The following is a 16,609-nucleotide window of genomic DNA, read 5'->3' on the forward strand; positions in this document are numbered from 1 at the left end:
GGCGGTCAGCGATACGGGCCGATGCATTCTTTTCAAACCAGTCCGCATTTCTGATAATTGGTGCTGGCATTACGCCTTTACCCGGATCAATATTTGTCACAGAATTGACGCCAATGATCTGGCAATTTTGAGGCATGATGCGCGCCTCTTAACAATTCAGGTTGAACCATTTGGCGCGGATGCTTGTCCTACCACACATCCTGCGGCCAATCCCGAGAACCGCTCCCCTGAACTAACCGGTTAAATATATGCGCCCATTGAAACAGGCAATTTATTCCAGCCGTACGGCTGACAAGTTCGTCGTACGTCTGCCAGACGGAATGCGTGAACGCATTGCCGAGGTGGCTCGCAATCATCACCGCAGCATGAACTCCGAGATCATTGCGCGCCTTGAGCAGAGTCTTATTCAGGAAGGTGCACTGGGCGAAGAACTGAGCATGCGCCTGGACAGCCCTGAGCTGTCGTTGCACGAACGCGAGCTGCTGCAACGCTTCCGCCAACTCTCCCATCGCCAGCAGAACGCGCTGGTGTCTCTGATCGCCCACGACGCCGAAATGGCCGCAGACGCATCCTGAGCCAAACCGAACATCTCAAGCCAGCATGAATGCTGGCTTTTTTTTGCCTGCAATTTGAGTTTTCCAAGGACGTAAAAAAGTCCGCCAATCGGCGGGCTGTTTCAATGCAGTCGGTCAGAGCAGGAAGATCGTCGCCAGCCCCAGAAAGATGAAGAAGCCGCCACTGTCGGTCATGGCCGTGATCATCACGCTGGCGCCCATCGCCGGATCGCGACCCATCTTCGCCAGGGTCATAGGGATCAACACCCCCATCAACGCTGCGAGTAGCAAGTTCAATGTCATGGCAGCCGTCATCACGACGCCTAGTGACCAGCTTCCGTAGAGCAAGTAAGCAACCACGCCGATCACGCCACCCCAGACCAGGCCGTTGATCAACGCCACGGCGAGCTCCTTGCGCATCAGACGCGAGGTATTGCCGGTGCTGACCTGATCGAGGGCCATGGCGCGAACGATCATGGTAATCGTCTGGTTGCCGGAGTTACCGCCAATGCCCGCCACGATCGGCATCAGCGCCGCCAGGGCCACCAGCTTCTCGATCGAACCTTCGAACAGGCCGATCACCCGCGATGCGACGAACGCCGTGATCAGGTTGATCGCCAGCCACGCCCAACGGTTGCGCAGGGACTTCCAGACGGAGGCGAAGATGTCTTCCTCTTCGCGCAGACCCGCCATATTGAGGACTTCGCTTTCGCTCTCCTCACGAATCAAGTCGACCATTTCGTCGATGGTCAGACGGCCAATCAGCTTGCCGTTCTTGTCGACCACCGGGGCCGAGATCAAGTCGTAACGTTCGAACGCCTGAGCGGCGTCGTAGGCGTCTTCATCCGGGTGAAAACTCACCGGGTCACTGGCCATGACTTCGGAAACCTGCTTCTCCGGGTCATTGACCAGCAAACGCTTGATCGGCAGCACGCCCTTGAGCACGCCGTCGTAGTCAACCACGAACAGTTTGTCGGTATGGCCCGGCAGCTCTTTCAGGCGGCGCAGGTAACGCAGGACCACTTCAAGACTGACATCCTCACGGATGGTCACCATCTCGAAGTCCATCAGCGCACCGACCTGCTCCTCATCGTAGGAGAGGGCCGAACGCACACGCTCGCGTTGCTGCTGATCCAGGGTCTCCATCAGCTCATGGACGACGTCTCGCGGCAGCTCGGAGGCCAGGTCAGCAAGTTCGTCGGCATCCATGTCCTTGGCCGCAGCCAGGAGCTCGTGATCGTCCATGTCGGCGATCAGCGTTTCACGGACGGAATCGGATACTTCGAGAAGAATGTCGCCGTCGCGATCAGCCTTGACCAACTGCCAGAGCGTCAGACGATCGTCCAGCGGCAGGGCTTCAAGAATGTAGGCGACGTCGGCGGAGTGCAGATCATCGAGCTTGCGTTGCAGTTCGACGAGGTTTTGCCGGTGGACCAGGTTTTCTACCCGGTCATGATGCGGGCCTTCCTGGCGATGAGTCAGGTCCTCGACGACCCGTTGGCGCTGCAGCAGCTCGACGACCTGAGCCAGGCGATCCTGCAGGCTTTCCTGTGTTTTCTTTACTTCGATTTCGGACATAGGCGAACTCCACTCCCAGCAGTGGGGCACGCCGGAAGGATCAATCAGTCAATTCATGATTGGTGAAACGGGTTACTGAATAACTACTGGGTAAGTCCATGGAGGTTTTCCATAAGCCCCGGCGGGGCTGACGGGCGCAATGATACACCGCCTGACGGTTTTAAACGTTAAAAAATAGTGGCTGAAACAAGCGCTTGCGAGACAAAGCTGAGCGCTGTCCTGATCCTTCACACTGCGACGACTCATCCTGAAAAGAAAACACACCGGCGGTGAAAAAACTGCCGGCTAAGCTTGAGAAGGATCGTCATGGAGGACAACGAATGCCATCGAAAACATCCCGATTCATGCTGACCACCCTGCTCTGCCTGCCCGCCATCGGGAGCGCAACGACACTTCATCGCTGCGAAGCCTCTGATGGTAGTGTCACATTCACCACATTGAGCTGCGCGAATGATGAGCACCTTTCATTGCAGGAAGTGCACCCCTACTCCCCTGGCTCGACAGTCACCCTGATACCCGAAGCCCGGCATGAAGAAATATCCGGTATGAATATCAGAAAACGAGAAATGGCCGTCGTTGGGCGCACCCAGGACAAATGCGGAGATCTGATCGACGCACGACAGAAGCGCGAGGCGATCATCAATCAACGAATCATCGCCGGCATGAGCCAACAGGATGTTGAAAGCGCTTTGGGCAAACCCGACAAGGTGAGCATCCGCAATTCGGCAACGAGTTATCGTTACGACCTCAAGCGAGGGCGCAGTGCTCAAATCGATTTTGATGAGAAAGGATGCGTGACAGGAAAAGCCAAATCCAGGACAGCAAAAAGCCCGCGTTAAACGCGGGCTTTTCGGTATATGGTGCACTCGACAGGATTCGAACCTGTGACCGCTCGGTTCGTAGCCGAGTACTCTATCCAGCTGAGCTACGAGTGCAATTTGTGTTTTTAGACCAGACCACAACTGGCTGTAACCAAGTCATCCGCATCGCTGCAACTGACTCTTAAATGGTGCACTCGACAGGATTCGAACCTGTGACCGCTCGGTTCGTAGCCGAGTACTCTATCCAGCTGAGCTACGAGTGCATTCTGTGTTTTTAGACCAGATCACAACTGGTTGAAGCCGAGTCATTTACATCGCTGCAATTGACTCTTAAATGGTGCACTCGACAGGATTCGAACCTGTGACCGCTCGGTTCGTAGCCGAGTACTCTATCCAGCTGAGCTACGAGTGCATTTGTTGCGCCGCATTATAGCCCGTCTAATCTCTATTCCAACCACTTTTTCTAATAAATTCAACAACTTACAGAAAAAGCCAGATTACAACGTACTAAGCAAATAATGGCGGAGAACGGGGGATTCGAACCCCCGACACCCTTTTGAGGTGTACTCCCTTAGCAGGGGAGCGCCTTCGGCCACTCGGCCAGCTCTCCGCAACACGGGGCGTATATTAACCACCTTCTTCCCCGTTTGCAAACATAAAAATCGATAAAAATTAATGGCTTGGTTCTTCGTCCTTCTCTTTCTTTATACGCAGATAGATTTCTTCACGGTGCACGGCCACCTCTTTCGGGGCGTTGACGCCGATACGCACTTGATTTCCTTTGACGCCGAGCACGGTCACGGTGATTTCGCCATCACCGATAATCAGGCTTTCTGCGCACCGACGAGTCAGAATCAGCATACCTTTCTCCTCACGCGAATCATTTCAGGGACAACAGTCTGCAAAAAAAAGGCACCCGACCTACAACCGGAGCGATCGTAGCCCTACATGCCTGAGTATTGACCAGCGCGAGCAAAAGAACAGTTCGGGGGCTCGCGCCATTCAAAAAATAAAGGGCGCGGTCAGACCGCGCCCTTCAGACAACGCATCACTCGCCCTGACGGGCCGGAGCGTCGAGCTCGAAAGCCGTGTGCAGGGCGCGCACGGCCAGTTCCAGGTACTTCTCTTCGATCACCACGGAAACCTTGATTTCCGAGGTCGAGATCATCTGGATGTTGATGCTTTCCTTTGCCAGGGATTCAAACATGCGGCTGGCCACGCCTGCGTGGGAACGCATGCCGACGCCGACGATCGAGACCTTGGCAATCTTGGTGTCGCCAACCACTTCACGGGCACCGATCTCGCGAGCGGTGTTTTCCAGCACGGTTTGCGCGGACTGGTAGTCGTTGCGGTGCACGGTGAAGGTGAAGTCGGTAGTGTTATCGTGCGCGACGTTCTGCACGATCATGTCGACTTCGATGTTCGCGGCACTGATCGGGCCGAGAATCTTGAACGCCACGCCCGGGGTGTCTGGCACGCCACGGATGGTCAGCTTGGCTTCATCGCGATTGAAAGCGATGCCGGAAATGATCGGCTGTTCCATGGTTTCCTCTTCATCAATAGTAATGAGGGTGCCCGGACCCTCCTTGAAGCTGTGCAGTACGCGCAGCGGAACGTTGTACTTGCCGGCGAACTCCACCGCGCGGATCTGCAACACCTTGGAACCGAGGCTGGCCATTTCCAGCATCTCTTCGAAGGTGATCTTGTCCAGACGCTGAGCAACCGATACCACGCGCGGGTCAGTGGTATAGACACCATCGACGTCGGTGTAGATCTGGCACTCATCAGCCTTCAGCGCAGCGGCCAGCGCCACGCCGGTGGTGTCGGAACCGCCACGACCCAGGGTCGTGATATTGCCGTGCTCGTCGACGCCCTGGAAACCGGCGACCACCACCACGCGACCTGCTTTCAGGTCACCGCGAATCTTCTGGTCATCGATCTGCAAGATACGCGCTTTATTGTGCGCACTGTCCGTCAGGATCCGCACCTGGTTGCCGGTGTACGACACCGCCGGCACACCGCGCTTGATCAGCGCCATGGCCAACAGGGCGATCGTCACCTGCTCACCTGTGGAAACGATCACATCCAGTTCGCGCGGAACCGGTTGATCTTCGCCACTGATTTGCTTGGCCAGATCGATCAGACGGTTGGTCTCGCCGCTCATTGCAGACAGCACAACCACCAGGTCATCGCCGGCATCGCGGAATTTCTTAACCTTGTCGGCGACCTGCTCGATTCTCTCGACAGTGCCGACCGAGGTGCCTCCAAATTTCTGTACGATCAAAGCCATTTCAAAGCCGCCTCTGCCCATGAAGGGCGCCCAATAATCACTCGAACAGCCGCCGGGCCCGCCACTAGACTGCGGGCCCGACGGGCCGTCTTATAAACCCTGCTCGACGAATGGAACGGTCAGCGCCAGTGCGCCATCCAGTGCGCCGGCGTCGACACCGCCGCCCTGCGCCATGTCCGGACGACCACCGCCCTTCCCGCCCACTGCCGCAGCAGCCTGTTTCATCAAATCACCGGCTTTGAGTTGGCCAGTCAGGTCCTTGGTCACGCCTGCGACCAGTACGACCTTTTCCTCATGGACACTGCCGAGCAGGATCACTGCGCGGCCGAGTTTGTTTTTCAGCTGATCGACCAGCGCCAGCAGCGCCTTGCCGTCCTGACCATCCAGACGCACGGCCAGCACTTTCACGCCCTTGACGTCCACAGCCGAAGCCGACAGATCGTCGCCCGCAGCGGCGGCAGCCTTGGCCTGCAACTGCTCGAGCTGCTTTTCAAGCGCACGGTTGCGCTCCAGCACCGCCGACAGCTTGTCGATCAGGTTGTCGCGGCTGCCCTTGACCAGGCTGGCCGCTTCCTTGAGTTGTTCTTCAGCAGCGTTCAAGTAAGCCAGCGCCGCAGCGCCAGTGACCGCTTCGATACGACGCACGCCCGATGCCACACCGCCTTCGCTGATGATTTTCAGCAGGCCGATGTCGCCGGTACGGTTGGCGTGGATACCGCCGCACAGTTCGACGGAGAAATCACCGCCCATGCTCAGCACGCGCACGTTGTCGCCATACTTCTCGCCGAACAGCGCCATCGCGCCTTTCTGCTTGGCGGTTTCGATGTCGGTTTCTTCGGTTTCAACGGCGGAGTTCTTGCGGATCTCGGCGTTGACGATGTCTTCCAGCGCCTTGATCTGCTCAGGCTTGATCGCTTCGAAGTGACTGAAGTCGAAACGCAGGCGCTGACTGTCGACCAGCGAGCCCTTCTGTTGAACGTGGTCGCCCAGCACTTTGCGCAGCGCAGCGTGCAGCAAGTGAGTGGCCGAGTGGTTCAGCGAAGTGGCGTGACGCACGTCGGCTTCGACGTGGGTTTCCACCGGTGCGCCAACGATCAGGCTGCCCGACGCCAGTACACCGTGGTGCAGGAACGCGCCGCCGGTCTTGGTGGTGTCGCGCACGTCGAAACGGCTGTTGCCGGCCTGCAGGTAACCGCAATCGCCAACCTGACCGCCGGATTCGGCGTAGAACGGCGTTTGGTTCAGCACCACAACGCCTTCCTGCCCTTCACTCAAGACGTCCACGGACTGGCCATCTTTATAGAGCGCAACGACTTTTGCCGAACCGCTGGTGGCGTGATAACCGGTGAATTCGGTGTCGACGTCTACCTTGACCAGGCTGTTGTAGTCCAGACCGAACGAGCTGGCGGAACGTGCACGGACGCGCTGGGCTTCCATTTCACGCTCGAAACCGGCTTCGTCGATGGTCAGGCTGCGCTCGCGGGCGATGTCCGCGGTCAGGTCCATCGGGAAACCGTAGGTGTCGTAGAGCTTGAACACCACGTCGCCCGGCACCACGTCGCCTTTGAGCTCGGCCAGATCCTGCTCGAGGATTTTCAGGCCCTGCTCCAGGGTCTTGGCGAACTGCTCTTCTTCGGCCTTCAGTACGCGCTCGATATGCGCCTGCTGGGATTTCAGTTCCGGGAACGCTTCGCCCATCTCGGCCACGAGTGCGGCAACGATCTGGTAGAAGAAGCTGCCCTTGGCGCCCAGCTTGTTGCCGTGACGGCAGGCGCGACGGATGATCCGGCGCAGCACATAACCGCGACCCTCGTTGGACGGCAGCACGCCGTCGGCAATCAGGAAGCCGCAGGAACGGATGTGGTCCGCCACGACTTTCAGCGACGCCTGATTGTCATTGCTGCAGCCGATGGCCTTGGCCGATGCGGCCAGCAGGCTCTGGAACAGGTCGATTTCATAGTTCGAGTGAACGTGCTGCAGCACGGCACTGATCCGCTCAAGACCCATGCCGGTGTCCACCGACGGCGCTGGCAGCGGGTGCAACACGCCATCGGCGGTGCGGTTGAACTGCATGAACACGTTGTTCCAGATTTCGATGTAACGGTCGCCGTCTTCTTCCGGCGAGCCCGGTGGGCCGCCCCAGATGTCGGCGCCGTGATCGTAGAAAATCTCGGTGCAAGGACCGCACGGGCCGGTATCGCCCATGGTCCAGAAGTTGTCGGACGCGTAAGGCGCGCCTTTGTTGTCGCCGATGCGCACCATGCGCTCGGCCGGCACACCGACTTCCTTGGTCCAGATGTCGTAAGCCTCGTCATCGCTGGCGTAGACGGTGACCCACAGCTTTTCCTTCGGCAGGTTCAGCCACTTCTCGGAGGTCAGGAAGTTCCAGGCGTAGGTGATGGCATCACGCTTGAAGTAGTCGCCGAAGCTGAAGTTACCCAGCATTTCGAAGAAGGTGTGGTGACGGGCGGTGTAACCGACGTTTTCCAGGTCGTTGTGCTTGCCGCCGGCGCGCACGCATTTCTGGCTGGAGACGGCGCGGGTGTACGCGCGCTTTTCCTGGCCCAGGAAGCAGTCCTTGAACTGGTTCATCCCCGCGTTGGTGAACAGCAGGGTGGGGTCGTTGCCCGGAATCAAAGAGCTGGAGGCTACACGGGTGTGGCCTTGCTCTTCGAAGAAGCGAAGGAAGGCTTCACGGATTTCTGCGCTTTTCATTAGGTTCTTCCACGGAGGCTGCGGCCAAAGGCCTGTACGAAACGTCAACAGACGAAACGACGGCAAAGGGCCGCATTATATCGGCCCTGCGCGCGGGGTACAGCGTGTTTATACGATAGAAACGGTCAATTGGGCCGCTAACGCTGTCACTTGCGCGAAAACTCGACGAATGTCGCGATCACTTGCTCGATTTGCGAGCGATTGACGTCCATGTGCGTGACCATCCGCAGCCGGGCGGCAGCGCTCAACTTGATCCCGCGCTCGGCGGCAAATGCCTTGATCGCCTCGGCACGGTCGCCCATCTGCACGTAAACCATGTTGGTCTGCACCGGCTCGACACTGAAACCGGCCTCGCGCAAGCCTTCAGCCAGCAACTGTGCGTTGGCATGGTCATCGGCCAGACGTTCGACATTGTGATCCAGCGCATACAGCCCCGCCGCCGCCAGCAGTCCGGCCTGACGCATGCCGCCACCGACCATTTTGCGCAGGCGCCGGGCCTTTGCAATCAACGCCGACGAACCGCACAGCACCGAACCGACCGGCGCGCCGAGGCCTTTGGACAGGCACACCGAGACCGAATCGAAATACTGGGTGATTTCCCGGGCATCGACTCCGAGCTTGACCGCCGCGTTGTACAGCCGCGCGCCGTCCAGATGCAGCTGAAGGCCATTGTCCTGAGTGAACTGACGGGCCCGGGCCAGATAGTCCAGCGGCAGCACTTTACCCTGCATGGTGTTTTCCAGCGCCAGCAGGCGGGTGCGGGCGAAGTGGAAGTCATCAGGCTTGATCGCCGCTGCCACCTGATCCAGATCCAGCGAACCATCGGCCTGCACTTCCAGCGGCTGTGGCTGGATCGAGCCGAGCACGGCTGCGCCGCCACCCTCGTACTTATAGGTGTGCGCCTGCTGGCCGACGATGTACTCGTCACCGCGCTCGCAGTGCGCCATCAAGCCCAGCAAATTGCTCATGGTGCCGGTCGGGACAAACAGCGCCGCAGCAAAACCCAGCCGTTTTGCCAATTCGGCTTCCAGACGATTGACCGTCGGATCTTCGCCATACACGTCATCGCCGGTGTCGGCGCGGGTCATCGCGTCGAGCATGGCGGGGGTCGGTTGAGTGACGGTGTCGCTGCGAAGATCGATAACGCTCATGAACCTGGCCTCAAGTCAGCAGGGAAAATCCCTTTTCGAAGACGAATTACTGCGGGCATGGCGCGGATTAATCAACCCTTGCGCAAGGAAAAGTCGTTTTCACGCTTCGAATAATCCGATGGCAATCATCACAAAGGCGCAATGCACGGCCTGGCAATCTGTGTTAAAAACGCTGCGCCGCCCGATAAAGGGCGGCGAAACGTTCTCAGGGCGGGGTGCAATTCCCCACCGGCGGTAATTGCGCGCAATGCGCATAGCCCGCGAGCGCTTGGTGACGGGCACGGCAAAAGCCGTGAGCGGCGGCAAGGTCAGCAGACCCGGTGTGATTCCGGGGCCGACGGTCACAGTCCGGATGAAGAGAGAACGGGATTGACGCCAAAGGGCCGTCCGCCGTGTATGCGCGAGCGTGCGTACCCTTGAATCCCTTTCGATTCATAACGCCCTGTTTTTCACACAAACAGGAGTCAGAACATGCAACCCACCGCTATCGACAGCAAAAGCAAACACCCTCACGGCGAGCGCGTCGCGTTCATCCAGGCCTGCTGGCACAAGGAAATTGTCGACCAGAGCCGTAAAGGCTTCCTCGCCGAAATGATCGCTCAGGGCTATCAGGAATCGGACATCGATTTCTTTGAAGTCGGCGGCGCCTTTGAAATGCCCCTGCACGCCAAGCTGCTGGCCAAGACCGGTCGTTATGCCGGTATCGTCGCGGCGGCCCTGGTGGTGGACGGCGGGATCTACCGTCACGAGTTCGTCGCCCAGTCGGTGGTCAGCGGCCTGATGCAGGTGCAGCTGGAAACCGAAGTACCGGTGTTTTCGGTGTCGCTGACCCCGCACCACTTCCATGCCGGCGAAGAACACCAGAAGTTCTTCTTCGAGCATTTCGTGCACAAGGGTCAGGAAGCGGCGAAGACCTGCGCCGATACGTTGCAGAAAGTGCGTGCGTTGCGTCGTACCGAGCCGCGTGCAGTTGCGGTGTAAACCGATCCGGAACTGAGTGAGGTCTCAGCCTCACTCAAATCCAAATGTGGGAGCAGTGGTTTATGTCGAACCGAAAATAGGGTCAGGCAAGATTTTCGTCAGTGGTCGGCACGATCAGAATGCCCGCTCGCAGGCCGTTCTTGACCTTGGGATTGGGGAAGATAATCCGCGCGCCCTGCTCTTCGATGATCCAGCGGGTATTGGCCAGGTCTTCGGCCAGCACATAACCCACATCCAGTTCCGAAAAGTTTTCGATGTCCGCCGGCAGATTCAGACGGAACGCATCGCTGTGCTTGATGATTTCCCGGGCCACGCTGAACAGTTGCAGACCGTCCAGGCCCTGCTCGGCCATCTCCGGCTCGGTGCCTTCGATGATCTGCTTCAAACGGGTTTCCAGCAGCGACACATTGACCCCGGCGTTCTGCCCGAATGGTCGCGCCTTGCCCAGTTCCAGGGTAAAGGACTCGGCCCCCAGCTTGTCGTAGGTGTAAGAGCTGAACACGATCGACGGCTTGTTCTGCAACAGCACCGCTTCCATGCCGGCGGCGCGCAGACGGGCCAGTTCAAGACGGGAATGCTGGCGACCTTCCTTCCACGGATACAAAGCGAACTGCTCGATCTTCGAACCGCGAATCGCCGTGTGCAGGTCGTAGTGCAGGCGCTGACGATCAGGAAGACTGAAGAAACTCGCCGCCAGCCGTTCCAGCTCGCAGGCACGCAGGGCTTCGGAACCGCTGCTTTGTTCGTGACGGCCATTGAACAGCCGATTGACGTCCTGCTCGACGAAACGCTCGCCCTTGCGAATCGCTTCCGGGTTGCCGAACAGGAAAAGAATACGTGCGCGCGGCTTCAGATCGCCGCGAGCGATGTCATGCAGCAACCGGTCGAGCAATTCGATCGGTGCCGTTTCGTTGCCGTGGATGCCTGCCGACAGCAGCAGGTCCAGGCCATTGTCGCGCGCTTCGGGTGGCCGGACTTCCAGCGCACCCTCGCTCAACCAGCGCATGCGCACGCCTTCGACAGTCAGTTGAGTCTTCTCCGCCGGTTCGCGGCCGGCGAGGGTCAGTTCAAGCAGTTTGCCGAGGGCGAGCATAGAGCGGTTTCCTTAGTGGTCGTGGTTGCAATCCGGGCCGTGCACGTGGCCGTCGTCGCCGAGGTCAGCCGGTTCCATCTCCAGTTGCAGACTTACCAGATTAGTCGCCAATGGGCGCAACAGCAGGTTGGCGTACTCTTCGTCGCCCTCTTCGACGTCCACGCCGATCAGCAGTTGGCCGCGGCCGTCCTGCTGGATCCACAGCTCTTTGCCTTGCCACATGACCGCGACGCGGGTGCAGGAAGTTTCCAGTTGCTTGCCGTCGGTGTCTTCAAGGATCAGCCGCAGGGAATCGCTCATGTCTTTTTTACGCTCTGTTGGGGGAGAAAAGCCGCGCGCCGCGTTCAGGCGGCGCGCCGGCCATCAATTGATCTGGAATGGATAAACCGCGCCCAGTTTAAGGATTTGCGTCAGTTCATCCAGTGCCGTCCGGCATTCAAGCAGCAATTGCGGATCCGCCAGATCGCTTTCGGTCAGGCGGTCGCGGTAGTGCTTTTCAACCCATGCGGTCAACGAACCGTACAACGGGGCGGTCATGATAACCCCTGGGTTGACGGCCGCCAGCTCGGTTTCGTTGAGCGCGACGCGCAGTCGCAGGCACGCCGGGCCACCGCCGTTCTGCATGCTTTGCTTGAGGTCGAAGACTTTCACTTCACGGATCAGGCCGCCGGAGCTGGTCAGGCCTTGCAGGTAATTCCACACGCGCTCGTTGCCACGGCATTCTTCCGGCACGATCAGCAGCATCGAACCATCAGGGCGCGACAGCAGCTGGCTGTTGAACAGGTAGGAACGCACGGCGTCGTCCACGGTGACCGCCGAACGCGGCACACAGACCGACTGGAACTTGCCGCCGACCTTGGCCAGTTTGGCTTGCAGTTCGGCCAGCATCTGATCGGTGTCGAGGAACGCGTCCTCGTGATAGAACAGCACCTCGCCGTTGCCCACCGCGATCACGTCGTTGTGGAACACGCCCTGGTCGATAACGGCCGGATTCTGCTGCGCGTAGACCACGCCGTCATCACGCAGGCCGTGCAGACGGGCAACCGCCTGCGACGCTTCAAGGGTCTGGCGCGCCGGGTATTTCTGCGGTGCCGGGTAGCGAGTGTCGAACGCACTGCGACCGAACACGAAGAACTCGACACCAGCCTCGCCGTACTCACGGCAGAAACGCGTGTGGTTCGCTGCGCCTTCGTCGCCGAACTGCGCCACCGCCGGCAATGCAGCGTGGTGTGCGAAGTGCTGCTGGTTGGCGAACATCGCGCCCAGCACACGACTGGTGGTCGGGTGCTCGATGCTGCGGTGATATTTGCAGTTCAGGTTGGCGGCGGTGAAATGCACGCGACCGTCAGCGGTGTCGGCACTCGGGCTGACCGTGGCGGCGTTGGCCACCCACATGCTCGACGCCGAGCAACTGGCGACCAGCAGCGGCATCGCTTCTTTGGCGGCGCGCTCGATCACCTGAGCGTCGGTACCGCTGAAACCCAAACGGCGCAAGGCAGCCACGTCCGGACGCTCCTGCGGTGCGAGCACGCCTTGCTGAAAGCCCATTTCCATCAGCGCTTTCATTTTCGCCAGACCTTGCAGCGCCGCTTCCTTGGGGTTCGAGGATTGCTGGCTGTTGCTCTGGGACGCAACGTTGCCGTAGGACAGACCACCGTAGTTATGGGTCGGCCCCACTAGACCGTCAAAATTGACTTCATAGGATTTCATCAGCGAGGCTCCACGAGAATCTGTTTTTATAGGCATCAAATAACAATCGAGTGCAATCGAGGCGCGACGCGCCTCACACCATCTTCACGCCAGGCGTCAGGGCCGCCGGCAACACCAGGCTTGGAGTTTCCAGCGAGGCTACCGGGTACGCGCAGTAATCCGCCGCGTAGTAGGCGCTGGCGCGATGGTTGCCCGAAGCGCCGACACCGCCGAACGGTGCGCTGCTCGCAGCCCCCGTCAGTTGCTTGTTCCAGTTGACGATCCCGGCACGGCTTTCCAGCCAGAACTGCTGATAGCGCTCTTCGGAATCCGACAGCAAGCCAGCGGCCAGACCGAATGCAGTGTCGTTGGCTTCGGCAATCGCGGCTTCGAAATCGCTGTAGCGAATTACTTGCAGCAGCGGACCGAACAGTTCTTCGTCGGAACGATCGGCAACCGCCGTCACATCAACGATGCCCGGAGTCAGCAGCGCCGACTGCGCCTGCGGCTGAGTCATCGCCAGCAACGACACCGCGCCATTGGCCAGCAGATGCGCCTGGGCATCCATCAACGCTTTCGCCGCGCCAAGGGAAACCACCGAGCCCATGAATGGCGCCGGCTGCTGGTCGAACGCGCCGACCTCGATGGTCGAGCTGACTTCCACCAGACGCTTGAGCAGGCTGTCGCCCCACGCGCCTTGCGGCACCAGCAGACGACGGGCGCAGGTGCAACGCTGACCGGCGGAAATGAACGCCGACTGAATGATCGTGTAAACCGCCGCATCAAGATCAGCGACCTGATCGACCACCAACGGGTTGTTGCCGCCCATTTCCAGCGCAAGAATCTTGTCCGGACGACCGGCGAATTGCTGATGCAGGTGATTGCCGGTACGGCTGGAACCGGTGAAGAACAGACCGTCGATGCCCGGGTTCGCCGCCAGTGCGATACCGGTTTCGCGGGCGCCTTGCAGCAGGTTCAGGACACCGGCCGGCAGACCGGCTTCGATCCAGCACTTGACCGTCAGCTCGGCGACTTTCGGGGTCAGCTCGCTTGGCTTGAACAGCACGCTGTTACCGGCCAGCAGCGCCGGCACGATGTGGCCATTCGGCAAATGGCCAGGGAAGTTGTAAGGGCCGAACACCGCGACTACGCCGTGCGGCTTGTGGCGCAACACGGCGGTGGCGTCGCCCAACGGGCCGCTCTTCTCGCCGGTCCGTTCGCGGTAGCTCTGCACCGAGATCGCGATCTTGTTGACCATGCTGGTGACTTCGGTCGCGGCTTCCCACAGCGGTTTGCCGGTTTCCTCACCGATGGTGCGGGCCAGCTCATCAGCGTGGTTTTTCAGCGCGGCGGCGAACGCTTCGAGCACGCTGATGCGATCTTCCAGGGTACGACGGGCCCAGCTTGGGAACGCCTGACGCGCAGCCTGCACGGCCGACTCGACCTGAGTGGCAGTGGCGCCCTCCCCCGACCACAGCACTTGCTGGGTTACCGGGTTCAGCGATTGAAAGGCCTCGCCCTGACCGGCCAGCCACTCACCTGCGATGTATAGCGAATTCATTATTTCGACTCCCGGGCAGCGGACAACGCCACGGCGCGCACCTGATCGCCAGCGTTGAGTTGAAGACGTTTGGCGGTCAGCGGATCGACCACCAGGGTGCCGGCGGCCAGACGGGCCGGCGCCGCCGTGATGCGGCAATCTTCGCGTTTGCGGTTATGGATGATGAACGGCGTGGCGTCGTCGCCCGGCGTGCCGATGGCCAGCACCAGCGCCTCGCTGTCACGCACCGCGCGGATCTTGCTGGTCTCGCACTCGATGGCCGGGCCGGCGTCGAAGATGTCGACGTAACCCTGATAGCTGAAGCCTTCGCTCTTGAGCATCGCCAGCGCGGGCTCGGTGTCCGGGTGCACCTGGCCGATGACGTTGCGCGCGTCCGGCGACAGGAAGCAGGTGTACAGCGGGAATTTCGGCATCAGTTCGGCGATGAACGCCTTGTTGCCGACGCCGGTCAGGTAATCGGCCTGGCTGAATTCCATCTTGAAGAAGTGCCGGCCCAGGCTTTCCCAGAACGGCGAACGACCGGCGTCATCCGACACGCCGCGCATCTCGGCAATGATCTTGTTGCCGAACAGTTGCGGGAATTCGGCGATGAACAGCATCCGCGCCTTGGACAACATGCGGCCGTTGAGGCCGGTGCGGTAATCGGCGTGCAGGAACAGCGAGCACAGCTCGGAGTTGCCGGTCAGATCGTTGGCCAGGAACAGCGTCGGGATCTCGCGATAGATGTTCAGCTCCTGCGAGGCGCTGACGGTCAGGCCGACGCGGAAGTTGTACCAAGGCTCGCGCAGACCGACGGCGCCGGCGATGGCGGAAATCCCCACCACGCGACCGTTGTCGTCTTCGAGCACGAACAGGTAGTCCGCGTCGCCACGGCCGGCTTCACCGCGAAAGGTCTTCTCGGCCCAGCCGACCCGGTGGGTCAGGCGCTCTTCGTTGGCCGGCAATGTGGTCAGGCCGGTGCCGGTGCTGCGGGCCAGGTCGATCAGAGCGGACAAATCGCTGCTGCGTACGGGACGAACAATCATGCTATCTCCTCAAACGGGCCGCCGTGGCCACCCGTGAAACTCGCTAAGGCGTTAAACCGCCACCAGGCGCACGCTGGCACCTTCACCGACGCCCAGGGCTTCGGCCGCTTCCAGATCCAGGGTCACCGGTTTGCCCGGCGCATAATCCAGCTCAAGCAATACCGCGCGGTAATCCTGCAACTGGGCATTGGCCACCAGATACTGGCGCCCGGCACCTTTGACCGGCTCGCCGAGCTTCACCGGCACCACACGGCTCTGGGCGATCGAACGGATCCCCGAAACACGCGCATGCAGGGTCGGGCCACCGTCAAAGATGTCGATGTAGTGATCGGTCTCGAAGCCTTCACGCATCAGGATGTCGAAGGTGATCTGCGCACGCGGGTGTACCTGGCCCATCGCTTCCTGAGCGGAGTCCGGCAGTAGCGGCACGTAGATCGGGTAGTGCGGCATCAGCTCGGCGAGGAACGTACGGCTTTTCAGGCCACACAGGCGCTCGGCCTCGGCGTAGTTCAGGTCGAAGAAGTTGCGACCGATGGCGTCCCAGAATGGCGAGTCGCCGTTCTCGTCGCTGTAACCGACGATCTCGGTCACCACCGAATCGGCGAACCGCTCCGGGTGGCTGGCGACGAACAGCAGACGGCCACGGGAGTTGAGCTCGGCCCACGGCGAACCCACCAGCTCGCGCTGTACATAGAAGCTGGTCAGCAAGCTGTTGCCGGTCAGGTCGTGGCATTGCGAGAGGACGTGGATCTTGTTGTGGATCTTCAGCTCGCGGGAAGCATGCACGAAGGTCTCGTTGCGAAAGCTGTAGAACGGCTCGGAATAACCGGCCGAAGCGACGATTGCCGAGCAACCCACCAGTTTGCCGGTAGCAGTGTCTTCGAGAACGAAGAAGTAACTCTCTTCGCCGTTGAAGCTCACTTCGGCCGCAAACGAGGCTTCGCTTGCAGCGATCTTGTCGCTCAGGCGTTCAACGTCATCCGGCAAGGAAGTGACACCAATCGGGCTGTCCGCAGCCAGACGCTGTACCTCGCCCAGATCAGCCATTTGCGCGGGGCGCATCACCAGCATGGTGTCACTCCTTTCTCTTATCAATTCACAGAAAAATAACCGGTCAGCTACTGCATACACAGAGATCAGTGTGGGAGCGG

General features: G+C 59.9%; 14 protein-coding genes, 4 tRNA genes and 1 riboswitch. Of the genes, 3 read left to right on the plus strand and 15 right to left on the minus strand.

Annotation, left to right across the window (positions count from 1 at the left end; genetic code table 11):
* The first annotated feature begins 248 nt into the window (after window positions 1-248).
* Window positions 249-575 carry an Arc family DNA-binding protein gene (locus ACTJK9_RS11680; RefSeq protein ID WP_003178899.1) on the plus strand — a complete coding sequence of 109 codons (327 nt, stop codon included), beginning with the start codon at window positions 249-251 and terminating at the stop codon, window positions 573-575.
* Between the two features lie 114 nt (window positions 576-689).
* On the opposite strand, the gene mgtE is transcribed toward ACTJK9_RS11680, so the two are convergent.
* Window positions 690-2,132 (minus strand): magnesium transporter, encoded by a 1,443-nt coding sequence (mgtE, locus tag ACTJK9_RS11685; protein ID WP_007960287.1) that lies wholly within the window; start codon window positions 2,130-2,132, stop codon window positions 690-692.
* A gap of 320 nt (window positions 2,133-2,452) precedes the next feature.
* On the opposite strand from mgtE, the gene ACTJK9_RS11690 reads away from it, so the two are divergent.
* The gene (locus tag ACTJK9_RS11690; RefSeq protein ID WP_134334284.1) at window positions 2,453-2,971 is read left to right on the plus strand and encodes a cell envelope protein SmpA; all 519 of its coding nucleotides are present in this window, start codon (window positions 2,453-2,455) and stop codon (window positions 2,969-2,971) included.
* Window positions 2,972-2,990: 19 nt separating this feature from the next.
* On the opposite strand, the gene ACTJK9_RS11695 is transcribed toward ACTJK9_RS11690, so the two are convergent.
* The 8 genes from ACTJK9_RS11695 to ltaE all read right to left on the minus strand — a co-directional run bounded on the left by ACTJK9_RS11695 (window position 2,991) and on the right by ltaE (window position 9,109).
* Window positions 2,991-3,067, minus strand: a tRNA-Arg gene (locus ACTJK9_RS11695).
* A 72-nt stretch (window positions 3,068-3,139) separates the two neighbouring features.
* Window positions 3,140-3,216: transfer RNA gene (locus ACTJK9_RS11700), tRNA-Arg, on the minus strand.
* A gap of 72 nt (window positions 3,217-3,288) precedes the next feature.
* Window positions 3,289-3,365, minus strand: a tRNA-Arg gene (locus tag ACTJK9_RS11705).
* A 107-nt stretch (window positions 3,366-3,472) separates the two neighbouring features.
* Window positions 3,473-3,563, minus strand: a tRNA-Ser gene (locus tag ACTJK9_RS11710).
* Window positions 3,564-3,625: 62 nt separating this feature from the next.
* Window positions 3,626-3,814, minus strand: coding sequence for a carbon storage regulator CsrA (gene csrA / locus ACTJK9_RS11715; RefSeq protein ID WP_002554426.1), 189 nt, complete (start codon window positions 3,812-3,814; stop codon window positions 3,626-3,628).
* A 187-nt stretch (window positions 3,815-4,001) separates the two neighbouring features.
* Window positions 4,002-5,243 (minus strand): aspartate kinase, encoded by a 1,242-nt coding sequence (locus tag ACTJK9_RS11720; RefSeq protein ID WP_007951048.1) that lies wholly within the window; start codon window positions 5,241-5,243, stop codon window positions 4,002-4,004.
* A 90-nt stretch (window positions 5,244-5,333) separates the two neighbouring features.
* Window positions 5,334-7,958, minus strand: coding sequence for an alanine--tRNA ligase (alaS, locus tag ACTJK9_RS11725; protein WP_039772080.1), 2,625 nt, complete (start codon window positions 7,956-7,958; stop codon window positions 5,334-5,336).
* Between the two features lie 146 nt (window positions 7,959-8,104).
* On the minus strand, window positions 8,105-9,109 hold the full coding sequence (ltaE, locus tag ACTJK9_RS11730) for a low-specificity L-threonine aldolase (RefSeq protein ID WP_085610730.1): 1,005 nt from the start codon (window positions 9,107-9,109) through the stop codon (window positions 8,105-8,107).
* Window positions 9,110-9,306: 197 nt separating this feature from the next.
* Window positions 9,307-9,478: riboswitch (FMN riboswitch) on the plus strand.
* 102 nt (window positions 9,479-9,580) lie between these two features.
* Between ltaE and ACTJK9_RS11735 the strand changes: the two genes are divergently transcribed.
* A complete protein-coding gene (locus ACTJK9_RS11735; protein WP_039772077.1) occupies window positions 9,581-10,090 on the plus strand; it encodes a 6,7-dimethyl-8-ribityllumazine synthase in 510 nt (169 codons plus the stop codon).
* Between the two features lie 82 nt (window positions 10,091-10,172).
* Here the strand turns inward: ACTJK9_RS11735 and astE are convergent, their stop codons facing one another.
* The 6 genes from astE to aruF form a co-directional block, all read right to left on the minus strand.
* Window positions 10,173-11,183: a succinylglutamate desuccinylase gene (gene astE, locus ACTJK9_RS11740; RefSeq protein WP_007951052.1), complete on the minus strand. Its 1,011-nt coding sequence runs from the start codon at window positions 11,181-11,183 to the stop codon at window positions 10,173-10,175.
* Window positions 11,184-11,195: 12 nt separating this feature from the next.
* On the minus strand, window positions 11,196-11,483 hold the full coding sequence (locus tag ACTJK9_RS11745) for a topoisomerase II (protein WP_085610731.1): 288 nt from the start codon (window positions 11,481-11,483) through the stop codon (window positions 11,196-11,198).
* Window positions 11,484-11,546: 63 nt separating this feature from the next.
* Window positions 11,547-12,893, minus strand: coding sequence for an N-succinylarginine dihydrolase (gene astB / locus ACTJK9_RS11750; RefSeq protein ID WP_064598800.1), 1,347 nt, complete (start codon window positions 12,891-12,893; stop codon window positions 11,547-11,549).
* A 73-nt stretch (window positions 12,894-12,966) separates the two neighbouring features.
* On the minus strand, window positions 12,967-14,436 hold the full coding sequence (astD, locus tag ACTJK9_RS11755; RefSeq protein ID WP_178076448.1) for a succinylglutamate-semialdehyde dehydrogenase: 1,470 nt from the start codon (window positions 14,434-14,436) through the stop codon (window positions 12,967-12,969).
* Entirely contained in the window at window positions 14,433-15,458 is a 1,026-nt protein-coding gene (gene astA / locus ACTJK9_RS11760) for an arginine N-succinyltransferase (RefSeq protein WP_064598805.1), read from the minus strand. The genes astD and astA overlap by 4 nt, the downstream gene beginning before the upstream one ends.
* Window positions 15,459-15,509: 51 nt before the next feature.
* Window positions 15,510-16,529: an arginine/ornithine succinyltransferase subunit alpha gene (aruF, locus tag ACTJK9_RS11765; RefSeq protein ID WP_064598807.1), complete on the minus strand. Its 1,020-nt coding sequence runs from the start codon at window positions 16,527-16,529 to the stop codon at window positions 15,510-15,512.
* Window positions 16,530-16,609: the final 80 nt, after the last annotated feature.

The sequence above is a fragment of the Pseudomonas sp. 22082 genome (assembly GCF_052046055.1).
Taxonomy (GTDB): Bacteria; Pseudomonadota; Gammaproteobacteria; order Pseudomonadales; family Pseudomonadaceae; genus Aquipseudomonas; species Aquipseudomonas pharyngis.